Source organism: Streptomyces sp. NPDC087422 (assembly GCF_044744145.1).
GTDB lineage: Bacteria > Actinomycetota > Actinomycetes > Streptomycetales > Streptomycetaceae > Actinacidiphila.
In genome coordinates, this window is sequence record NZ_JBIUXT010000002.1 from 543,726 (window position 1) to 564,099 (window position 20,374).

The 20,374-nt window shown below is 71.8% G+C and carries 20 protein-coding genes; 4 read left to right on the plus strand and 16 right to left on the minus strand.

Annotated elements, in window-relative coordinates; genetic code table 11:
• Positions 1-79 precede the first annotated feature (79 nt).
• The 14 genes from ACIO6U_RS08225 to dacB form a co-directional block, all read right to left on the minus strand.
• Positions 80-520 (minus strand): rhodanese-like domain-containing protein, encoded by a 441-nt coding sequence (locus ACIO6U_RS08225; protein WP_391043039.1) that lies wholly within the window; start codon positions 518-520, stop codon positions 80-82.
• Entirely contained in the window at positions 517-1,044 is a 528-nt protein-coding gene (locus ACIO6U_RS08230; RefSeq protein ID WP_355337304.1) for a cysteine dioxygenase, read from the minus strand. The genes ACIO6U_RS08225 and ACIO6U_RS08230 overlap by 4 nt, the downstream gene beginning before the upstream one ends.
• A 457-nt stretch (positions 1,045-1,501) precedes the next feature.
• Entirely contained in the window at positions 1,502-1,996 is a 495-nt protein-coding gene (locus ACIO6U_RS08235; RefSeq protein ID WP_355337301.1) for a DUF3180 domain-containing protein, read from the minus strand.
• A 106-nt stretch (positions 1,997-2,102) separates the two neighbouring features.
• On the minus strand, positions 2,103-2,726 hold the full coding sequence (gene folK, locus ACIO6U_RS08240; RefSeq protein WP_355337298.1) for a 2-amino-4-hydroxy-6-hydroxymethyldihydropteridine diphosphokinase: 624 nt from the start codon (positions 2,724-2,726) through the stop codon (positions 2,103-2,105).
• A complete protein-coding gene (folB, locus tag ACIO6U_RS08245; RefSeq protein WP_355337295.1) occupies positions 2,723-3,082 on the minus strand; it encodes a dihydroneopterin aldolase in 360 nt (119 codons plus the stop codon). The genes folK and folB overlap by 4 nt, the downstream gene beginning before the upstream one ends.
• Positions 3,083-3,218: 136 nt before the next feature.
• Positions 3,219-3,752, minus strand: coding sequence for a nuclear transport factor 2 family protein (locus ACIO6U_RS08250; protein ID WP_355337292.1), 534 nt, complete (start codon positions 3,750-3,752; stop codon positions 3,219-3,221).
• Positions 3,749-4,618, minus strand: a complete 870-nt coding sequence (gene folP / locus ACIO6U_RS08255) for a dihydropteroate synthase (protein ID WP_391043034.1) — start codon at positions 4,616-4,618, stop codon at positions 3,749-3,751. Before folP ends, ACIO6U_RS08250 begins: the two co-directional genes overlap by 4 nt.
• A gap of 23 nt (positions 4,619-4,641) precedes the next feature.
• Positions 4,642-6,486: a phosphatidylglycerol lysyltransferase domain-containing protein gene (locus ACIO6U_RS08260; RefSeq protein WP_355337286.1), complete on the minus strand. Its 1,845-nt coding sequence runs from the start codon at positions 6,484-6,486 to the stop codon at positions 4,642-4,644.
• 222 nt (positions 6,487-6,708) lie between these two features.
• On the minus strand, positions 6,709-7,317 hold the full coding sequence (gene folE / locus ACIO6U_RS08265; RefSeq protein ID WP_188283469.1) for a GTP cyclohydrolase I FolE: 609 nt from the start codon (positions 7,315-7,317) through the stop codon (positions 6,709-6,711).
• Positions 7,318-7,462: 145 nt separating this feature from the next.
• Positions 7,463-9,514 carry an ATP-dependent zinc metalloprotease FtsH gene (gene ftsH / locus ACIO6U_RS08270; protein ID WP_355337283.1) on the minus strand — a complete coding sequence of 684 codons (2,052 nt, stop codon included), beginning with the start codon at positions 9,512-9,514 and terminating at the stop codon, positions 7,463-7,465.
• A gap of 258 nt (positions 9,515-9,772) precedes the next feature.
• Complete coding sequence (gene hpt, locus ACIO6U_RS08275; RefSeq protein WP_355337280.1) at positions 9,773-10,327, minus strand: hypoxanthine phosphoribosyltransferase; 555 nt, start codon at positions 10,325-10,327, stop codon at positions 9,773-9,775.
• A 54-nt stretch (positions 10,328-10,381) separates the two neighbouring features.
• Positions 10,382-11,377 carry a tRNA lysidine(34) synthetase TilS gene (tilS, locus tag ACIO6U_RS08280; RefSeq protein ID WP_355337277.1) on the minus strand — a complete coding sequence of 332 codons (996 nt, stop codon included), beginning with the start codon at positions 11,375-11,377 and terminating at the stop codon, positions 10,382-10,384.
• Between the two features lie 173 nt (positions 11,378-11,550).
• Positions 11,551-12,720: a zinc-dependent metalloprotease gene (locus tag ACIO6U_RS08285; RefSeq protein ID WP_355337274.1), complete on the minus strand. Its 1,170-nt coding sequence runs from the start codon at positions 12,718-12,720 to the stop codon at positions 11,551-11,553.
• A gap of 431 nt (positions 12,721-13,151) precedes the next feature.
• Positions 13,152-14,561, minus strand: a complete 1,410-nt coding sequence (gene dacB, locus ACIO6U_RS08290) for a D-alanyl-D-alanine carboxypeptidase/D-alanyl-D-alanine-endopeptidase (RefSeq protein ID WP_401716612.1) — start codon at positions 14,559-14,561, stop codon at positions 13,152-13,154.
• Between the two features lie 87 nt (positions 14,562-14,648).
• Between dacB and ACIO6U_RS08295 the strand changes: the two genes are divergently transcribed.
• Entirely contained in the window at positions 14,649-15,143 is a 495-nt protein-coding gene (locus ACIO6U_RS08295) for an inorganic diphosphatase (protein WP_188283474.1), read from the plus strand.
• An 83-nt stretch (positions 15,144-15,226) separates the two neighbouring features.
• Here the strand turns inward: ACIO6U_RS08295 and ACIO6U_RS08300 are convergent, their stop codons facing one another.
• Together ACIO6U_RS08300 and ACIO6U_RS08305 are read right to left on the minus strand one after the other, a co-directional pair.
• Positions 15,227-16,645 (minus strand): threonine/serine exporter family protein, encoded by a 1,419-nt coding sequence (locus ACIO6U_RS08300; protein ID WP_391043026.1) that lies wholly within the window; start codon positions 16,643-16,645, stop codon positions 15,227-15,229.
• A 344-nt stretch (positions 16,646-16,989) separates the two neighbouring features.
• The gene (locus ACIO6U_RS08305) at positions 16,990-17,724 is read right to left on the minus strand and encodes a VTT domain-containing protein (RefSeq protein ID WP_355336416.1); all 735 of its coding nucleotides are present in this window, start codon (positions 17,722-17,724) and stop codon (positions 16,990-16,992) included.
• Positions 17,725-17,889: 165 nt separating this feature from the next.
• Here ACIO6U_RS08305 and ACIO6U_RS08310 point away from each other — a divergent pair, with 165 nt between their 5' ends.
• From ACIO6U_RS08310 to ACIO6U_RS08320, 3 genes are all read left to right on the plus strand, one after another.
• Positions 17,890-19,293 (plus strand): ABC transporter ATP-binding protein, encoded by a 1,404-nt coding sequence (locus ACIO6U_RS08310; protein ID WP_401716616.1) that lies wholly within the window; start codon positions 17,890-17,892, stop codon positions 19,291-19,293.
• A gap of 55 nt (positions 19,294-19,348) precedes the next feature.
• A complete protein-coding gene (locus tag ACIO6U_RS08315) occupies positions 19,349-19,714 on the plus strand; it encodes a YbjQ family protein (RefSeq protein WP_355336414.1) in 366 nt (121 codons plus the stop codon).
• A gap of 110 nt (positions 19,715-19,824) precedes the next feature.
• Positions 19,825-20,349, plus strand: coding sequence for a DUF664 domain-containing protein (locus tag ACIO6U_RS08320; protein WP_391043018.1), 525 nt, complete (start codon positions 19,825-19,827; stop codon positions 20,347-20,349).
• Positions 20,350-20,374: the final 25 nt, after the last annotated feature.

A 20,374-nucleotide genomic window follows, 5' to 3' on the forward strand; every position in this document is an offset into this window, starting at 1 on the left:
TGAGCTTCCCCGCGACGGGATCAGAGCCGCGATCAGTGCCGCGATCAGAGTCGCGATCGGTAGCGGGATCAGTAGCGGATCAGAAAGCGCCTTCGGCCTGTGCCGCGATGTGCGCGGTGGGGACCGTCGGGGTGCCGTCCGGCGCGGTGACCGGCAGGCCCGCCGCGCGCCACGCCTGGAAACCGCCGTCCAGGTCGGTGGCCGCGCGCAGTCCGAGGTCCTGGAGGGAGGCGGCGGCGAGCGAGGACGCGTACCCCTCGTTGCAGATCACGACGACGGTCAGGCCGGGGCCCGTCGCCTGCGGGAGGCGGTGGGTGCCCTCGGGGTCCAGCCGCCATTCGAGTTCGTTGCGCTCGACGATGACGGCGCCGGGGATCGTGCCGTCGCGGTCGCGCAGCGCGCCGTAGCGGATGTCGACCAGCAGGGCGCCGTCGTGTTCCGCGGCGCGGGCGGCGGCCTCGGGGCCCAGCCGGTCCAGCCGGGCCCGTACGGCCGCCAGGCGCGCGTCGAGCGCGGTCACCACTCCTCCGGGCGCTCGACCAGCTCCAGGCGCAGCGTGCTGCCCTTGCGGCTGTAGCGGCGGATCAGCGGCAGCGGCGGGTAGTAGGCGTGCACCGAGACGGCGTGCGAGGACGGGGAGCTGTTGGTGACCTGGTGGACGTGGTTGCGGCCGAAGGCGCGGCCGACGCCTTCCGGCAGCACGCGCCTGCGGTCCAGGCCCTCGGCCAGTTCCAGGGAGCGCCAGCCCTCGGAGGGCAGCGGCACGGACAGCGACTGCTCGGTCAGCTCACCGGCGGCGGTGACGAAGACGCCGTACGAGCCGCCGTGGTCGTGCCAGCCGGTCTCGGCGCCGGGCGGCCAGCCGATCAGCCACGCCTCCGCGCCGCCGGGGCCCTCCAGCCGTACCCAGGTGCGGCCTTCGGGGTCGAGCGGCAGATCGCCGACGACGGCGGGGTCGGCGGCCACCTTGCGGGCGAAGTCGAGGAGATCGGCGGCGGTGGGCGCGGCGGGAGCGGTCGAGGGCGCGGTGGAGACAGTGGACACGGCGGAGGCGGAAGCGGCGGCGGGTTCGGACGAGGGAGCAGCGGAATTCAAGGGACACCACCCGGGGATACGCCGCGTCGGCGGGCAGCGGGGGCGTGCGTACGAGAGATCCCTTGAGAATGAAGCGTGCCGGGTTCGTACGAAAATCAGGCCGGGGCTGCGGCTACGACGCGAAAGATGAACGAAGGACGTCGGAGGCGCGCGTCAGCGCGCGGTCGTACAGATGCAGCCCGCGTACCGGACGAGGTCCAGGTGGACCTTCCGGTGCAGATGCCATCCGGGTTCGCTCACGTAGCGGACTGAACCACGCCACCCGCCCGCCGGTCAAGCCGGACGTCCGAGTGGTGGCGTCGGCCCCGCAACGGCGGGGACCACGGGTGTCGGATACGTCTCAGGATGCGGGATACGTACCCCGGGGCGGGAGGTGCGGCCGGGACGCGGGCACCTCGGGCGCGGGTCAGCGGCGGTGCGGGGTCGTGCCGTGCGGCACCGTGTCGTCGTCCTCGGGGAGGCGGCAGACCCGCTCCAGGAAGATCGCGGCGGCGATCACCGCGATCCCGGCGACGACGGCCAGGCCCGCGTAGATGGCCTGCTGGCGGCGCGGGTCCATGTCGAGGTCGTACATCACCAGGTAGAGCCCGGTGCCCGCGTACATGCCGACGACGAGGGCCGCGACGAGGGCGCTGGCCTGGCCGAAGACGACCGCGCGGGCGGCGGCCAGCGGGTCGACGCCCTTGGCGCCCGGGTGCCGTTCGCGCTGCGCCTTGAGCCGGGCGCGCAGCGACAGCGCGGTGGCCAGGAGCGCGACGGCGATCAGCGCGAGCACGATCGGCGCGGCGACCGGCACGCCCGGCAGCGTCCCGACGTGGTCCCACAGCCGCGCGGCGGCCCATGAGAGCACGCCCGCCACCGCGAAGAGCCCCGCCAGCGTCCTGATCCGCAGCGTCCTCACCGAGTGCCCGCCTCCACTTTCTGTGCAGTGCGCCGTCCGCGCGCCTGTGTGCGCTCGTCCGCCCGCGCCCGCCCGTGGCGGATGCGCGGTACGCAGGTCCCAACGATTATTCGGGCAGCCGGAGTTCCACGTCCGTGCGCCGTCGCACCCCCGCGGAGCCGACCGCCCCGATCAGTTCCGCGACCGGGCCGTGCCCCGGCAGTTCGGCCGCCGGGTCCACGTCGTACCACGGCACGAGCACGAAGGCACGCTCGTGGGCGCGCGGGTGCGGAAGTGTCAGCGCCGGGTCGTCGGAGGCCACGTCCTGGTACGCGATGATGTCGACGTCGATGGTGCGCGGCCCCCAGCGCTCGGTGCGCACCCGCAGGAACGCCTCCTCGATGGCCTGGGCGCGCTCCAGCAGCGACTCGGGCGGCAGCGTGGTGCGCACCAGCGCCACCGCGTTGAAGTACGTGGCCTGGGAGCCCTCGGGCACGCCCCAGGGCTCGGTCTCGTACACGTGCGAGACGGCCTTGACCCGGACGCCGGGGGTGTCCTCCAGCGCGTCGACCGCGCCTTGCAGGGTCTCCAGCCGGTTGCCGAGGTTGCCGCCGAGGGCGATCACCGCGGTCTTGGGGTTGTTCAGGGTGAAGTCCGCCGCGTCGACCTGCGCGACCACGGAGGCCGGTACGGGCTGCACGGTCGGGTCGAACGCGGGCTTGTGGGCGTGCTCCCGACGGGGGGAGTTCACGGGCGCCTCCGGGTGATGGTCACGGTCACGTCGTCGAAGGGCACGGTGATCGGCGCGTCCGGTTTGTGCACGGTCACCTCGACCTCTTGCACGACGTCGTGCGCCAGGCACGTGTCGGCGATGCGCTGGGCGAGGGTTTCGATGAGGTCGACCGGTTCGCCGGAGACGACGGCCGTGACCTCTTCGGCGACCACACCGTAATGCACGGTTCTGGTGAGGTCGTCATCGGCCGCCGCGGGGGCCGTGTCGAGGCCCAGCACGAGGTCCACGACGAAGACCTGGCCGTCCTCGCGCTCGTGCTCGAACACACCGTGGTGGCCCAGGGCCTTCAGGCCCCGCAGCGTGACACGATCCACGAACTCTCTCCCGCCGGTCGGTCGGACGGCCGCCGTCCGGGGTGCCCCGGCCGGCGGCGGACGGGGCGGTCCGCCCCGTCGTCTGCTCCGAATCTACCGTCGGTCACCGACAGAGCCGGTCACGGGCGGCCCGCGGTCACGCTCCCGCCGTCCCGTCGAAGCCCTCGTCGTCCAGCAGATCGTCGCCGGGACCGCCGGATCCGCCGGGGCCCTCGCCGTCCTCGTCGTCCTCGTCGTCGTCCTCGGCCAGCACCGGCGAGCCGTGGTGGACCCACATCCGCCAGCCGTCGGCGGTGCGTCGGAAGACGTTGGTGGCCACCACCAGGCCGCCGACGAGCGAGCCCGCGGAGCCGTCCTCCTCGGCCGGGCCGCCGGTCAGGATGTTCTCGGTGCAGGTGACCACCGCGCTGTCGCCGTCGACGGCGACCTCCACGTCGGTCAGGAAGAACTGGATGTAGTCCGTGTTGGCCATGATCAGCGCGTACGACCGCATGACCTCGCGGCGTCCGCGCAGCACCGGCCAGCCGGGGTGCACGACGGCCACCGACTCGGCCAGCGGCCCGTCCAGGACCACCGACTCCAGCGCGTCCAGGTCCGAGGTCTCCACGGCGTCGTAGAACGCCTGGTTGGCCCGCTCGACGGCGCGGGCCTCCGCGGTGCGCGGCGTCATGCGCGGACCCCCCCGATCTCGATGGCGCGGGCGACGCGGACGGCGTCGGCGCTGGCGTGCACCTCGTGGACGCGGACCGCCCAGGCGCCCTCGCGGGCGGCGATGGCGGTGACGGCCGCGGTGGCCGCGTCGCGTTCCCTGGCGGGCGGCGGTTCGCCGTTGTCACCGGCCAGGATGCGGCCGAGGAACCGCTTGCGGGAGGCGGCGACCAGCAGCGGACGGCCCAGTTCGCGCAGCGCGCTCAGGTGGGCCAGCAGCGTCAGGTCGTGGTCCGCGGTCTTCGCGAAGCCCAGGCCCGGGTCGAGGATCACCAGGCCGGGGTCGATGCCGCCGGCCACCGCCCGGTCCAGGCCCGCGCGCAGTTCGGTGACGACCTCGCCGAGCACGTCGGTGTAGACGGCCCGGTTGTTCATGTCGATGCTCTGGCCGCGCCAGTGCATGACGACGAACGGCACCCCGGCGGCGGCGACCGCGGGGACCATCGCGGGGTCGGCGAGGCCGCCGCTCACGTCGTTGACCAGCCGGGCGCCCGCGGCGACCGCCTGCTCGGCGACCGAGCCGCGCATCGTGTCGACGCTGACCAGCACCCCGGCCGCGGCCAGCTCCCGCACCACCGGCACGACCCGGCGCAACTCCTCCGCCTCGTCGACCCGCTTGGCGCCGGGCCGGGTGGACTCGCCGCCCACGTCCACCATGTCGGCGCCCTGCGCCACGAGATCGAGGCCGTGCTTGACGGCCAGCTCCGGGTCGAACCACCGCCCGCCGTCGGAGAACGAGTCGGGCGTGACGTTCACCACGCCCATGACCGCGCAGCGGTCCCACTCCGGCAGTCCGACGGGCCTGACGCGGCCCAGCAACGTACTCATGCGCCCAGCGTAGGGGCTACGCCCTACGCCACCGCACTCCGCTCGGTCGCGTCCACCGACGTCGCGTAGCCGGGCTTGTGCCGGTGCGGGGGGCGGGTGGCGCGCCCGGGCAGGAAACGCTGGACGGCGTCGGGCAGCGGAAGGGACAGCGTGACGAAGCCCTCGGCCTGCATGATGGCGAAGCCGATCCTGGGCAGGTCACGGGAGTTGGGGAAGACCAGGAAGCGCGGCACCCACTCGGGCTGGAACTTCGCGTTGAACTTGTACAGCGACTCGATCTGGAACCAGCGGGACAGGAACACCAGCAGACCGCGCCAGCCGCGCAGCACCGGGCCCGCGCCGATCCGCTCGCCGCGGGCCAGCGCGGAGCGGAACATCGCGAAGTTCAGCGACACGCGGGCGATCCCGAGGGCGGGCGCCTCCTGGAGCGCGGCGACGATCAGCAGTTCGTTCAGGCCGGGGTCGGCGGCCCGGTCGCGGCGCATCAGCTCCAGGGACATGCCGTCCGCGCCCCAGGGCACGAAGTGCAGCACGGCCCGCAGGTCGCCCAGTTCGGGGTGCGGGGCGCCGGGCTCGCGGTCCTTGTGCGCGGTGACGACCACGCAGTCCCCGTCCAGATCCTCGCCGAAGCGGCCGAGCGCCATGGAGAAGCCGCGCTCGGTGTCGGTGCCGCGCCAGGCGTCCGCGGCCAGCCGTACGCGGTGCTTCTCGTCCTCGCTGAGGTCCCGCACCCGGCGTACCCGGCACACGTATCCGGACCGCTCGATGCGCTTGACCATCTGGCGGACATTGCGCATGGCGCGGCCCTGGAGGGTGAAGGCGGAGGTGGTGACGATCGCCTCGTCGCCCAGCTCCAGGGCGTCCAGGCCGGTCTCGCGGGTCCACACCTCGCCGCCGGTCTCGCTGCACCCGACGACGGCGGGCAGCCAGGCGTGCGCGCGGGCCAGCTCCATGTACTGCTCGATGGCGCCGGGCCACGCCTCGACGTCGCCGATCGGGTCGCCGCTGGCGAGCATGACGCCGGACACCACGCGGTAGCAGACGGCGGCCTTGCCGCTGGGCGAGAAGACCACGGACTTGTCGCGGCGCAGCGCGAAGTGGCCGAGCGAGTCGCGGGCGCCGTGCCGGGCCAGCAGGGCGCGCAGCCGGTCCTCGTCGGCCTCGCTCAGCTCGGCGACCGGGCGTCCGGGGCGCAGCGCGAGGAAGGCGGTGGAGATCGCGATGAGCAGGCCGAGGCCGCCCAGCGAGTAGCCGACCAGGTCGTTGACCCGGTCGCTGGTGTACGTGACGGGTCCCTCGAAGCCGAACAGGCCGAGCAGGACGTGCTCGCAGCGGTCGAGGAAGCCGGGGTTGCCGCGCTCGGAGGACGGGTGGGCGCTGGTGATGACCAGGCCGAGGGAGAAGGCGACGGTGCTGAGGCCGACGAAGTTCAGCAGGGCCCGCCAGCGGGTGCGCGGGTCGGACAGCGCGGTGAACTCGTCGCGGTAGGAGATCAGCACCCACAGCAGGCCGAGCGAGACCAGGGCCCCGAAGATCGAGTGCCGGTAGACGAGCTGGGTGGCCGCGCCGACCGGCAGCAGCACGACGGCCGCCCACCAGGCGCGGACCTTCCCGCGCTTGAGCGCGTGCGCGAGCATCAGCAGCAGGACGCCGGTGACGACCGCGGTGGCGGCGGCGAGCGAGCTGACGGTGCCGGGGAAGACCGCGGCCATGTGGTGCATCCGGCCGTTGCGGAAGGCCGGGAAGACCGCGGAGACCACGTCCAGCAGCCCGATGACCGCGGCGGCGCTGCCGATGATCCCCGGGACGGCGGAGGGTCGCAGCCGCCAGCGGCGCGAACGCGGGGCACAGGCACGGTCAGCGGACATGCTTCACCAGGGTCCAGTACGAGCGAGTGAGTGGCGCCCAGTAGGACGCGAAACCCTGTCTGTGGGTTCCTTCGCGGGCAACGCAACTGTGACAGCTACGGCGCGTCTACGTAACGGCTACGGCGGCCCGGTACCGCACCGTGCCTACCGGGGCCGCCAGGCCCGTGCCCGAGCAGGCCCATGCCCGGAGGCAGCCCGTGCCCGGAGGCAGCCCGTGCCCGGTCAGCCGCGCCCGAGGATCAGGCTCATCGCCTCCGCGCGGGTCGCGGGGTCGCGGAGCTGGCCGCGTACGGCAGAGGTGATGGTCTTCGCGCCCTGCTTGCGGACCCCGCGCATCGTCATGCACATGTGCTCGCACTCGATGACCACGATCACCCCGCGCGGTTCCAGGATGCGCATCAGGGCGTCGGCGACCTGCGTGGTCAGCCGCTCCTGCACCTGTGGGCGGCGGGCGTACACGTCGACCAGCCGGGCCAGCTTGGACAGGCCGGTGATCTTGCCGCTGACGGCCGGGATGTAGCCGACGTGCGCGACGCCGACGAACGGCACCAGGTGGTGCTCGCAGGACGACATCACCTCGATGTCCTTCACCAGCACCATCTCGTCGTGCCCGAGGTCGAAGGTGGTGGTCAGCACGTCCTCCGGCGTCTGCCAGAGCCCGGCGAATATCTCCTTGTACGCGCGCGCCACCCGCGCCGGGGTCTCCCGCAGGCCCTCCCGGTCGGGGTCCTCGCCGACCGCGTACAGCAGCTCGCGCACCGCGGCCTCGGCCCGCTTCTCGTCGAACTCGCCGATCGAACCCTCGCCGTCGATCGTCACGGGGTCGGTCATGATGCCTCGTTCCTCCGAAGTTCGGCGAAGTGGGAAAGCTGGCCCAAAAACGGCAATGGCCCCAAGGTTAAAACCCTGGGGCCACTGCCTGCATTCCGGGTCCGGCCCGGACTGCCTGTTCTCGTGCCTGACCGGCTCGCGCCGGTCAGCTCTCCGGCGTGCCGTCCTCGGGACGGTCGACCGGCTCCGCGACGGGCTTGGTCGTGCTGACCGAACCCGTCGTGATGCCGTTGGCCGGCTGCGAGCCGTTGGTCAGTGCCAGCTCCTTGGGAGAGAGCACCGGCGGGCGGGTGGACGGCGTACGACGGGCGGAGCCCGTCCAGGCCGGACGCGGGGGACGCCTGACGATCGGAGCGAAGATCTCGGCGATCTGCTCCTTGTTCAGGGTCTCCTTCTCCAGCAGGTTCAGAACGAGGTTGTCCAGGACGTCCCGGTTCTCGACCAGGATCTCCCACGCCTCGTTGTGCGCCGTCTCGATGAGCTTCTTGACTTCCTCGTCCACCAGCCCGGCGACCTCTTCCGAGTAGTCGCGCTGGTGACCCATCTCACGGCCGAGGAACGGCTCCGAGTCGCTGGAACCGAACTTGATCGCGCCCAGCCGCTCGGTCATGCCGTACTGCGTGACCATGGCACGGGCGGTCGCGGTGGCCTTCTCGATGTCGTTCGACGCGCCGGTGGTCGGGTCGTGGAAGACCAGTTCCTCCGCCGCCCGGCCGCCCATCATGTAGGCGAGCTGATCGAGCATCTCGTTGCGCGTCGTGGAGTACTTGTCCTCGTCGGGCAGCACCATCGTGTAGCCCAGCGCGCGGCCGCGGGACAGGATCGTCACCTTGTGGACCGGGTCGGAGTTCGGCGAGGCCGCCGCGACCAGGGCGTGTCCGCCCTCGTGGTACGCGGTGATCTTCTTCTCCTTGTCCGACATGATCCGGGTGCGCTTCTGCGGACCGGCCACGACGCGGTCGATCGCCTCGTCCAGCGTGGCGTTGTCGATGACCTTCTTGTTGCTGCGCGCGGTCAGCAGCGCCGCCTCGTTGAGCACATTGCTCAGGTCGGCGCCGGTGAAGCCGGGGGTGCGGCGGGCGACGGCCATGAGGTCGACGTCCGGTGCGACCGGCTTGCCCTTCTGGTGCACGCTGAGGATCTCCACGCGCCCCTGGAGGTCCGGCGGGTCGACCGCGATCTGCCGGTCGAAACGGCCGGGACGCAGCAGCGCCGGGTCCAGGATGTCGGGCCGGTTCGTGGCGGCGATGAGGATCACGCCGCCCTTCACGTCGAAGCCGTCCATCTCGACCAGGAGCTGGTTGAGGGTCTGCTCGCGCTCGTCGTGACCGCCGCCCAGACCCGCACCGCGGTGCCGGCCGACGGCGTCGATCTCGTCGACGAAGACGATGGCCGGGGCGTTCGCCTTGGCCTGCTCGAACAGGTCGCGGACGCGGCTGGCGCCGACACCCACGAACATCTCGACGAAGTCGGAGCCGGAGATCGAGTAGAACGGCACGCCCGCCTCACCCGCGACAGCGCGGGCCAGCAGGGTCTTGCCGGTACCCGGACGGCCGTACAGCAGCACGCCCTTGGGGATCTTGGCGCCGACGGCCTGGAACTTCGCGGGCTCCTGGAGGAATTCCTTGATCTCCTGGAGCTCCTCCACCGCCTCGTCGCAGCCGGCCACGTCGGAGAACGTCGTCTTCGGCGTGTCCTTGGTGATCAGCTTCGCCTTGGACTTGCCGAACTGCATGACGCGCGAGCCGCCGCCCTGCATCTGGTTCATCAGGAACAGGAAGACCACGACGATGAGGACGAACGGGAGCAGCGACAGCAGAATGCCGACGAAAGCGTTCTGCTTCGACGGCGAGACGGTGTAACCGTCGGGAAGGGTGGTCCCCTTCACCTTGCCGTCGACGATGTTCTGCAGCTCCGCGGCGATGGCCGAGCCCTGGTTGCCGATGTAGCTGGCGCGGACCTTGGAACTGCCCTCGACCTTGGATCCGTCCCTGAGCTGGATCTTGATGGAGTTGTCGTCGCCTGTCGTCAGCTCGGCGGACTTGGCCTGGTTTGATTCGATCGCATGTAGAACCTCGCCGGTATCCACCGTCTTGTAGCCGCCGCCGGACCCGACGACCTGCATCAACACGACCACGGCGAGGACAGCCAGCACGATCCACATGACTGGCCCACGGAAATAGCGCTTCACGTCCATCCATGCGGGGCGAAGTCGCCCCGTCCCTCCTGCCACAGTGAGGCACCGCCGCCTGCTGGCCGCGCGTGCATGCCGGTGTATGACCCGACCTTCGGACGGTACCCCAGCATTGTCACCCGAGGTTGCCGCCGACCGTTAACAATCCCGCCTTCCCCTGCTCCAACGGCGGGAAACCGACTGGGGTTCCCGGGGCCGAACGGGGTGTGGCCGACGTCATGACTGTGCCGCGCCGGACCGCCGGCGGCGGGCCGACGGGAGTCAGCCACCGTATACGTGCGGGGCGAGTGTGCCCACGAACGGGAGATTGCGGTACTTCTCCGCATAGTCCAGGCCGTATCCGACCACGAACTCGTTGGGGATGTCGAACCCGGTGTACTTCACGTCGAGCTGGACCTTGGCCGCCTCGGGCTTGCGCAGCAGCGTGCAGACCTCCAGGGAGGCGGGGCCGCGCGAGCCCAGGTTGCTGATCAGCCAGGACAGCGTCAGCCCGGAGTCGATGATGTCCTCGACGATCAGGACGTCACGGCCCGCGATGTCGGTGTCCAGGTCCTTGAGGATGCGCACCACACCCGAGGACTTGGTGCCGGCGCCGTAGGAGGACACCGCCATCCAGTCCATCGTCACGTTGCTCGACAGCGCCCGTGCGAGGTCCGCCATCACCATCACGGCGCCCTTGAGGACACCGACGATCAGCAGGTCCTTGCCCGCGTAGTCCCGGTCGATCTGCGCGGCGAGCTCGCTGAGCTTCGCGTCGATCTCTGGCTTGGAGATGAGCACTTTCTCAAGATCGGCGCCCATGTCGTTCTCGTTCACTGCGCGGTATGTCCCTCAAGTAGTCGGCTCCCGGGTCGCTGGGCGACGGCAGCTCTACGACGGCGAGAACACCAGTCTGCCATTGGCCCTGAGAACGGCGACGCCGCCCGGCAGGTTGAGGGCTTTCTGTCCGTGCCAGCCGGTGACCAGCCGGTCGACCTCCTCGATGTGCCGGGCGAAGAGGAAGCCGGGGGGCGAGCCGGCGGCGATGGCGGCGCGGCGCAGGACGCGGCGGCGTACGGCGGCGGGCAGGCCGTGCAGCCGCAGCGCGTCCAGGCTGCCGTCGTCGCCCGCCGCGTCGGCCTCGGCGTCCGCGGCCCACTGGTCCAGCGCGTCGGCGTCGTCCCTGGAGAGCTGCGCGGTGCGGGCCAGCGCCTCGACGACGCCTTTGCCGAGGGACTTCTCCAGGACGGGCAGGGCTTCGTGTCTGACACGGGAGCGGGTGTACGCGGGGTCGTGGTTGTGCGGGTCCTCCCACACGGTGATGCCCTGGGCGAGACAGCCCTTGCGTACGGTGTCGCGGTCCAGCAGCAGGAAGGGGCGCCGGTACCGGCCGCCGGTACCGGAGACCGCGGCCATTCCGGCCAGCGAGCGGGTGCCGGAGCCGCGGGCGAGGCCCAGGAGCACCGTTTCTGCCTGGTCGTCACGTGTGTGGCCGAGCAGGACGGCGGCGGCGCCGTGCGATTCGGCGGCGGAGTCGAGCGCCGCGTACCGGGCGTCTCTGGCGGCGGCTTCGGGACCACCCTGGCGGCCGACGGTGACGCCGATCGCGTCGACCGGGTCGAGGCCGAGGCCGCGCAGCCGCCCGGCGACCTCTTGGGCGCGGCCGGCGGAGCCCGCCTGGAGGCCGTGGTCGACGGTGACGGCTCCGGCGCGCACGCCGAGCCGGGGTGCTTCGAAAGCGAGGGCGGCGGCCAGCGCCATGGAGTCGGCTCCGCCGCTGCACGCGGCGAGCACCAACGGGTGCGGGTCGGTGGACGCGGTGAGGACGTCGTGCAGGACGCGGCGGACCGCCAGGCGTATCGCCGCGACCGTGGGGTGGGGTCCCATGTCCGGTTTCCCTCCTGAGGAGGCTATGAGGAAAGCGCCGAAGTGACGCAGGGTATCCAGATGGTGACAGAAGCTCGGGGCTTACCCGAGCATCGCACGCGCTACCCTGCGCCTACGGTCCCTCGGACGGGTGAACCCGAGGGCGGACACGGCCTTCATGAGCGGTTACGCCCTCACGATTCGCTACGGCTGTGCACCCGCGCGACCCACTCGGCGGGTTTGGCGATCTCCGCCTTGGTGGGCAGCGTGTTGGGCGAGGTCCACACCCGGTTGAAGCCGTCCATGCCGACCTCGTCGACGACCGCCCGGACGAAGCGCTCGCCGTCGCGGTACTGGCGGAGCTTGGCGTCCAGGCCGAGGAGCTTGCGCAGCGCCTGGTCCAGGCGGCCCGCGCCGCTGGCCCTGCGCTGGCTGAACTTCTCCCGGATCTCGGCGACGGTCGCCACGACCTCGGGTCCCACGCCGTCCATCACGAAGTCCGCGTGGCCTTCGAGCAGCGACATCACGGCGGTCAGCCGGGCCAGGATCTCCCGCTGGGAGGGGGTCTGCACCAGGTCGACCAGGCTGCGGTCCTCGTCCCGGTCCTTGTCGGCGTCTTCTTCCTTGCCGCCGCCGGAGCCGGTGAAGGACTGCACGGCCTCCCTGACCCGCTCGATCACCGTCGAGGCGTCCAGTTCGGTCTCGCCGAGGAACGCCTGGATCTCGCCCTCGATGTGGTCGCGCAGCCACGGCACCGCGGAGAACTGGGTACGGTGCGTCTCCTCGTGCAGGCACACCCACAGGCGGAAGTCGTGCGGGTCGACGTCCAGCTCGCGCTCGACGTGCACGATGTTCGGCGCGACCAGCAGCAGCCGTCCGGCGCGGGACTCGCCGGGGCCCGGCTTGACCGGTCCCGCGGGCATGTCGCGGCTCGGCGGCGCGAAGGTCTCGTACTGGCCGAGCACCCGCGAGGACAGGAAGCTCAGCAGCATGCCGACCTCGACGCCGGTCACCTTGCCGCCGACCGTGCCGAGCACGACTCCGCCGGGGCCGCCGGGGCGGCGCGCCTGCATCTTTCCGAGCAGGGGCTTCATCACCTCCCGGAACCCGGCCACGTTGGCCTTCACCCAGCCCGCCCGGTCCACGATGAGCACCGGGGTGCCGTGCGGTGGCACCTCCGCGTCCCCGTACATCCGGGTGAACTCCCTGACGTGCGCCTCCGACTCCTGCGCGTGCGCCCGCAGCTCCGCCACGATGGCCCGAGCCTCGTCCCGGCTCACCTCAGGCCCCGGCCGCGTCAACCGCTGCGCGGTCGCCACGGCGAGGTTCCAGTCGACCATCTCGCTTCCACCGATGCTCGTCATGCCTTCACGGTACGTTGCCGCTCCCCCTTTGGGCTCCCCCGCCAACAGGTTCCCCCTCCGGCCGCCCCCCGAAATACGGCTTCAGCCCCTCCGGCTAACGCCGCCTCAAACGCCGGCGGGGCTGTTCCCCCCACCCACCCGCCCTTCCCCCTGCCGGGGGGGCACCCCAGCCGGAGACGTCGTTCAAGGCCAAAGCCAGCGCCTGGCGGGCGCGCCAGAAGCAATGTTTCAGCCCGACCGGCGTTCGCGGACGAAGCCAGGGCCTGGCGGGCGCGCCAGAAGCAACGGTTCAGCCCGTCCGGCGATTGAGGACACCGGCCCGTGCCCCAACCCCGCTTCTTCGAGCCCGTCCGGCGATTGAGGACACCGGCCCGTGGCCCGCGCCCGTTTCTTCGAGCCCGTCCGGCGATTGAGGACATCGGGGACGCGGGCTAGGGGTGGGTGGTGAGGGCGGCGGCCAGGTGGTCGAGGGCTTTCTGCGCGCCGCCAGGCGAATCCGTGCCGTGGGTGAGGAACGCGAAGGCGAGGAGGCGCCCCGCGGGGGACACGGCGGTGCCGGCGATCGTGTTGGTCCCGGTGAGCGTCCCGGTCTTGGCGTGGACCACCCCGGCGCCCCCGCCGCCCCGGAAGCGGTCGGCGAGCGTGCCGGTGAAACCGGCGACCGGCAGCCCGGTCAGGACCGACCGCATCTCGGGATGCGCGGGACTCGCCGCGAGCGCGAGAATCCGGGCCAGCGTGGTGGCCGACAGCGCGTCGTCCCCGTCGAGCCCGCTCCCGTCGTGGAAGGCGGCGCCGGCGAGCGGCACCCCGAGCCGCCGCAGGGCGTCGGGAATGGCGCTCGCCGCCCCGGCGAAACTGGCGGGCCGCCCGAGCGCGCGGGCCACATGCCGGGCCAGCGCCTCGGCCACGTCGTTGTCGCTGTCGGTCAGCATCCGCTCCACCAGCTCCGACAGCGGCGCGGACTGATGGGCCGCCAGCCGCGTACCCCCGTGCCCGCTGGCGGGCGCCGCCTCGCCCTTGACCCTGATCCCCCGGTCCCGCAGCAGGTCCGCGAAGGCGTCGGCGGCCGACTCGGCCGGATCGTCGGCGCGTTGTGCGGGCCCGCTCGAACTGTGGTCGAGCCGCCCCTCGCGGACCATGAGCGCGGTGACCGGCGCGAGGTTCTCGTTGGGCCCGATGGGGTGGAGCGCGGTGCCGCTGAACAGGGACGTGTCGTAGCCGAGCCGTACGGACGTGGTGCCGCGCGCCTTGAGCGCGGCGGCGGTGTCGTCGGCGAGCCCGCCGAGTTCGAGGGTCGGGTCGCCGCCGCCGACCAGGACGACCCGGCCGACCGCGGTGACCACCACGGTCGTGGTGAGGCGGCGGCCGGGCCCGAGCGTGCCGAGCGCGGCCGTCGCGGTGGCGAGCTTGGTGGTGGAGGCGGGGGTGGACGGCGTACCGGCCCGGTGGTCGTACACGACGGTCCCGGTGGCCACGTCGATGACGGTCCCGGTGCGTACGGTGCCGAGCCCGTCGGCGTTCATCAGCGGGTCGAGGAGGGCCTTGAGGGCGGCCGGGTCCGGCGGCGTACCGGCGGACGAGCCCTTGCCCGTACCGGGCGCGGCGGCGGGCACCGGGGCCAGTACGGGGGCGGCGGAGGGCGCGGGCGGGGTGATCCGGGGCGTGGGCACGGCGGTGCGCGGTCCCGAGGCCACGACGTGGTCCCGGTCGGCCGCGTGCTCGCGCTCGGCCGTACGCTGGCCTGCGTCCCACGGGCCTGCCGCGGCCACCGCCCCGGCCGCCACCGCCAGACCTATCGCGGCCGACCCCGCCACGACCTGCCACGTCTTGCCGTGCGGCACCCCCGACCAGCCCCTTTCGCGACCACCCACATGCGTGGGAGACACTTAATCACCCGCAGTATGCGCTGATCATGGAGGAGTAGGGCCTTGGAGTTCGACGTCACGATCGAGATCCCGAAGGGTTCGCGGAACAAGTACGAGGTGGACCACGAGACCGGTCGTATCCGCCTGGACCGCAGGCTCTTCACCTCGACCAGTTACCCGGCCGACTACGGCTTCATCGAGAACACCCTCGGCCAGGACGGCGACCCGCTGGACGCGCTGGTCATCCTGGACGAGCCGACCTTCCCCGGCTGCCTCATCACGTGCCGGGCGATCGGCATGTTCCGCATGACGGACGAGGCCGGCGGCGACGACAAGGTGCTGTGCGTGCCCGCGTCGGACCCGCGCGTGGAGCACCTGCGTGACATTCACCACGTCAGCGAGTTCGACCGGCTGGAGATCCAGCACTTCTTCGAGGTCTACAAGGACCTCGAGCCCGGCAAGTCCGTCGAGGGCGCCAACTGGGTCGGCCGCACCGAGGCCGAGACGGAGATCGAGGAGTCCTTCCGCCGTCTGAAGGAGCAGGGCCCGGGCCACTGAAGCCCCGCCGCACCTGAACGCCGGGCGGCCGACACGTCATCAGCGACGTGTCGGCCGCCCGGCGTTTCCGTGCCCGAGCGGGGTCAGAAGCCGCGGGTGCGTTTGGCCGCGCCGCGCGGGGCGGCGGGGCCCGGCGGCTTGAGGACCAGGCGGGCCAGCTCGCCGCCGAGGTTGACGCCGATGGCGATGGCCAGGGCGAGGGCGGCGGCCCGGGTGAGCAGGGTGAACGCCTGGTCGGAGTGGTTGTTGGTGAGGGCGAGCAGCCCGAAGTACGTGGCGGATCCGGGCAGCAGCGGGCCGATGGCGGCGGTGACGTACGGCAGCACGGACACGTACCGGTAGCGGGCCATCAACTGGCCGAAGAGGCCGACGAGTCCGGCCGCGGCGGCGGTGGCCGCGACCTGGTTGCCGCCCGCCTGCTGGTGCAGGACGCCGTAGACCGTCCAGGCGATGCCGCCGTTGAGGGTGACCAGCGGCAGGACGCCGCGCTCGCACTGGAGCAGCACCGCGAAGGCGAGGGTCAGCACCATCGCGGCCAGCAGCTGCACCCACGGGTGGTCGTACGCGCGCAGCGCCTGGTCGGGGTTGAGGTCGGCGCCGAGGGTGGTGAAGCCCGCGTAGAGGATGACGGTGACGCCGATGACGATGCCGACGACGAGGTACATCACCTCCAGCAGCCGGGCGGAGGCGGTGATGTAGAAGCCGGTGAGGCCGTCCTGGACGGCGGCGACCAGCGCGCGGCCCGGCAGCAGCGCGAAGAGCCCGCCGGTGATCACCGCCGACGCCTGGACGCCGTTGGCGCCGGGGATCCAGTGCGCGTACCGGTCGATGAGGACGCCCATCGCGGCGGCGGGCATCGCCGCCGCCGCGAACTGGTAGAACTCCGGCAGCCCGCGCCCGGCGAGCAGCCACGCGAGCCGGTCGCCGAGCATCGCGGCCAGCGCGGCGGCGGCGAAGATGACCGGGCCGCCGCCGACCAGGACGCTGGCCGCGCCCGCGAGCAGCCCGGCGGCGCCGGTGAGCGCCCAGGAGCTGTACGGGTGCCGGTTGCGGCGGATCTCGGCGAGCCGGCGGTACGCGTCCTCCAGCGTCGCCTCGTGCGCGGTGATCTCCTCGACGAGCTGGAAGACCGCGGCGAGCCGGGTGTAGTCGGTGCCGCGGCGGCGCACCGTGCGGCTCATGGTCAGCGGCGGGTCGGTGAGCGAGGGCTGGAAGGAGATGCCCAGCAGCGTGAAGGTGACGTTCGGCTCGACGCGGGCCAGTCCGTACGCGTAGCTGACGCCGAGCATCGCCGCCTCGACGTCCTCGGCGCCCTCGCCGCCCGCGAGCAGCAGTTCGCCGATGCGCAGGGTCAGGTCGAGGACGCGCGGTACGGGGACCAGGTGCGCGGTTTCCTGGCGGTCCGCGGGGGTCTCGGGTGCGGGGCGCTCGGTGACGGGGATGCGGACCATGGCCCGCATCCGGTCCTGCCACCGCGCGTCGGTGGGCGGCAGGACGACCATCGGAATGCTCCCGGTGGTGCTGGTGAGGCTTGTCGGGCCCGTCGTACCCGTTGTTCCGGAAGCTCCGGCTGTTCCCGGTGCTCCTGTTGCTCCGGGCGTTCCCGCTGTTCCCGCTGTTCCCGCCGTTCCGCCGGGCGGGGCGAATGCGCTGCCCGTGACGACCGGGGGGAATGTGGTGCCTGTGGGGGGTGTGAATTCGGAGCGGACCTCGTCCGACTCAGGTTTTCCGTCGTCGGACACCGGTCGTGCTCTCCTTTCCGCAATCCGCGTTTCTGTGAATCCTGTGAATCACGGGAATCCCGCCGACGCCCCCGTTCCCCCGTTACGGCGTCGGTTCCCGCAGGTCAGCGCTTTTGCGCGCGGTGCCGGCCGGGGGTGCGCGGCGCGGCGGGAACCGGCTCGGGGCCACCCGCCGCCGGGCCCGCACCGGCGCCCGCCCCCGGAATCACGGCCTCCTTTTTCGCCTTGCCGCGCGACCGCAGGTATTCGATGCCGATCGGCACCACCGAGAGCAGCACGACCAGGACGAGCATCGCTTCGATGTTCTTGTGCACGAATTCGATCTGGCCGAGCCAGTATCCGAGTACGGTGACACCCGCACCCCACAGTGTCGCGCCGATGAGGTTGAAGGTGACAAAGGTGCGGTAGTTCATTCGGCTGACGCCTGCGACGATTGGGGTGAACGTTCGTACGATGGGCACGAAGCAGGCCATCACGATCGCCTTGGGTCCATGGCGCTCGAAAAAGGCATGTGCCTTCTCGATATTCTCCATCTTGAACAAGCGTGAGTCGGGCCTGCGGAACAGCGAGGGTCCGACCTTGCGGCCGAACAGATATCCCGCCTGTTCGCCGAGCACCGCCGCCACCGCGATCAGCGCGGCCACCAGCGCGAGCGGCTGGTGCAGCGTGCCGGTCGCCACCAGCAGACCGGTCGTGAACAGCAGTGAGTCTCCGGGCAGGAAGAAGCCGATGAGGAGCCCGGACTCGGCGAACACGATCAGCAGTACGCCCCACAGGCCGTACGTGTTGATCAGATGGTCCGGGTCGAGCCAGCTCGGGCCGAGCGCGATGGTCGTCACGGACCAAAACTATCAATCCAGTGTTGATACAAACGTTCCGCAACCTGCGGTTGGTGCACTACCTTCTCCGCAGCGTCATCCACGCACCACCCTAAGTTTCGCAAGTCTGGCATCTCTCCCCCCACGTGCCCCGTCACCGCGTCCGACCACCTGGCGGCTCCCGTTATGACTCGCGCCATCGCACTGCACGAAGTTTCCAAGTACTACCCGAAGCAGCCGTCGCCTGCTGTGGACCGGTTCTCGCTCGACATCGCACCCGGAGAGTTCCTGGTGCTGCTCGGCCCGTCCGGCTGCGGCAAGTCCACGGTCCTGCGCATGATCGCGGGTCTGGAGGACATCACCACCGGCGAGCTGCTGCTCGACGGGGAGTACTCCAACGACCTCGCACCCGGCGACCGCCGGATGGCGATGGTGTTCCAGAACTTCGCGCTGTACCCCAGCATGACCAGCCGGGAGAACATCGGCTTCCCGCTGCGCTTCGAGATGCCCGGTGAGGAGCACGGGCCCCGGGTCGACGAGACCGCCCGCATCCTCGGCATCGAGGAGATCCTGGACCGCTACCCCGGACAGCTCTCCGGCGGCGAGCGGCAGCGGGTCGCGATGGGCCGGGCGATCTCCCGGCACCCCTCGGTCTTCCTCATGGACGAGCCGCTGTCCAACCTCGACGCGAAGCTGCGCGCGCACCTGCGCGCCGAGATCGCCCGGCTGACCCACGGCATGGGCGTCACGACGGTGTACGTGACGCACGACCAGGCCGAGGCCATGTCGCTGGGCGACCGCGTCGCGATCATGCGCAGCGGTGTCCTCCAGCAGATCAGCACGCCGCGTGAGGCGTATCACCTGCCGGAGAACGTGTTCGTCGCTGCTTTCGTCGGCACGCCCCGGATCAATCTCCTCCAGGCGACGGTCCTGGCGCCGCTCGGCGGCGGCATGTGGATCGACTTCGGCCGCCAGCGGCTCGGCATGCCGGAACCGCTCAGCCTCGACCACCAGATGCTCCGCATCCAGCAGGGGCGCCGCATCATCGTCGGGCTGCGCTCGGAGGCCGTCCGCATCGCGCAGCCGAGCCAGGCGCACGCGGGCGAGGTCGTGCTGAGCGGGATCGTCGAGCACGTGGAGTACCAGGGCCACGAATCCCTGGTGCACCTCAACACCGGGTCGCGGCCCGCCGTCGTCCCCGAGCTGGAGGCCCCGCGGCCCGCGCAGGCGCCGTCCCGCTCGGGCAACCGGCGCGCGGCGAACGGCTCGGGCACCAGCCTCGGCAAGCTCGCGCAGAAGGCCGCGCGGCGCATCCAGGCGTCGGTGCCGGCGCGGGACGGCGGCTCCAACGGCGGCGTCCCGCCGCGGCCGAACCACGCGCCCGGCCGCGCTCCGGTGACGGTGATGGACCGCCCCCTGGGCGCGCCCGAGACCCAGACCGGCGACCTCGTGGTCCGCACCGGCCCCGACATCCGCGTCCGCCGCGGTGACCGCGTGCCCCTGCTGGTGGACCTCGCCCACCTGTACGTCTTCGACCACGAGGGCCAGCGCATCTGTCCCGCCCCGGTCCAGGCCCCCCGCCTGGAATAGCCGCGTCGGCGTATTCGCGGGTGCGGAGCGGGGAGGTGCGGGGCAGGCTGCCGATATGGGAATCGAAGAGTACGGCGGCGGCCAGGAGCAGGGCGCCGAGATCATTGTCGTCACGACGAACGACGTGCCCGGCTTCCGGGTCGAGCGGGTCATCGGTGAGGTCTTCGGCCTCACCGTCCGCTCGCGGCACCTGGGCAGTCAGATCGGCGCCGGGCTGAAGTCCATGATCGGCGGCGAGCTCAAGGGCCTGACGAAGACACTGGTGCAGACCCGTAACCAGGCCATGGAGCGCCTCGTCGAACAGGCCAAGGCGCGCGGCGCCAACGCCGTCCTCATGATGCGCTTCGACGTCACCGACGCCGCGGACCTCGGCACCGAGGTCTGCGCGTACGGCACCGCCGTGGTCCTCGCCCGCGAGTAGCCGCCGCGCGGGGCGCATGAGGTCCGGGGCACCTGAGGGGCGGCGCCCGGTCCGGGGTCTTGTCGTACCCCGGTGGAATGCTGGGCGTCGCCGACCTCAAGGAGGATGCCATGCAGGACACCTCGTCCCCGGACCCCGAGACCACGATGCTGCTGTCGTACCTGGACGCCCAGCGGCGTCACGTGCTGGGGATTCTGGAGGGGCTGGACGAGGAGGCGCTGCACCGGCCGGTGCTGCCGTCGGGGTGGAGCTGCGCGGGGCTGGTGCGGCACCTCGCGCTGGACGTGGAGCGCTTCTGGTTCCGCGGGGTGGTGGCCGGGGAGAAGGCCGTGATCGACGCGGCGCTGACCGGCCCCGACGATGCCTGGAAGGTGGGCCCGGAGGTTTCGGCCAAGGGCGTGCTCGACCTCTACCGCCAGGAGACGGCGCTCGCGGACGCCGTGATCACCTCGACGGCGCCGAGCGCCGCCCCGGCCTGGTGGCCGACCGAACTCTTCGGGCCCGACGGCGGCATTCGGGACCTGCGCGAGGCGATCCTGCACGTCACGGTGGAGACGGCCTGCCACGCGGGTCACCTGGACGCCGTCCGTGAGCTGATCGACGGCAGGAAGTGGCTCGTGCTCACCGAGTCCTGAGCCGGACGCGCGGCCCAGTCTCCTG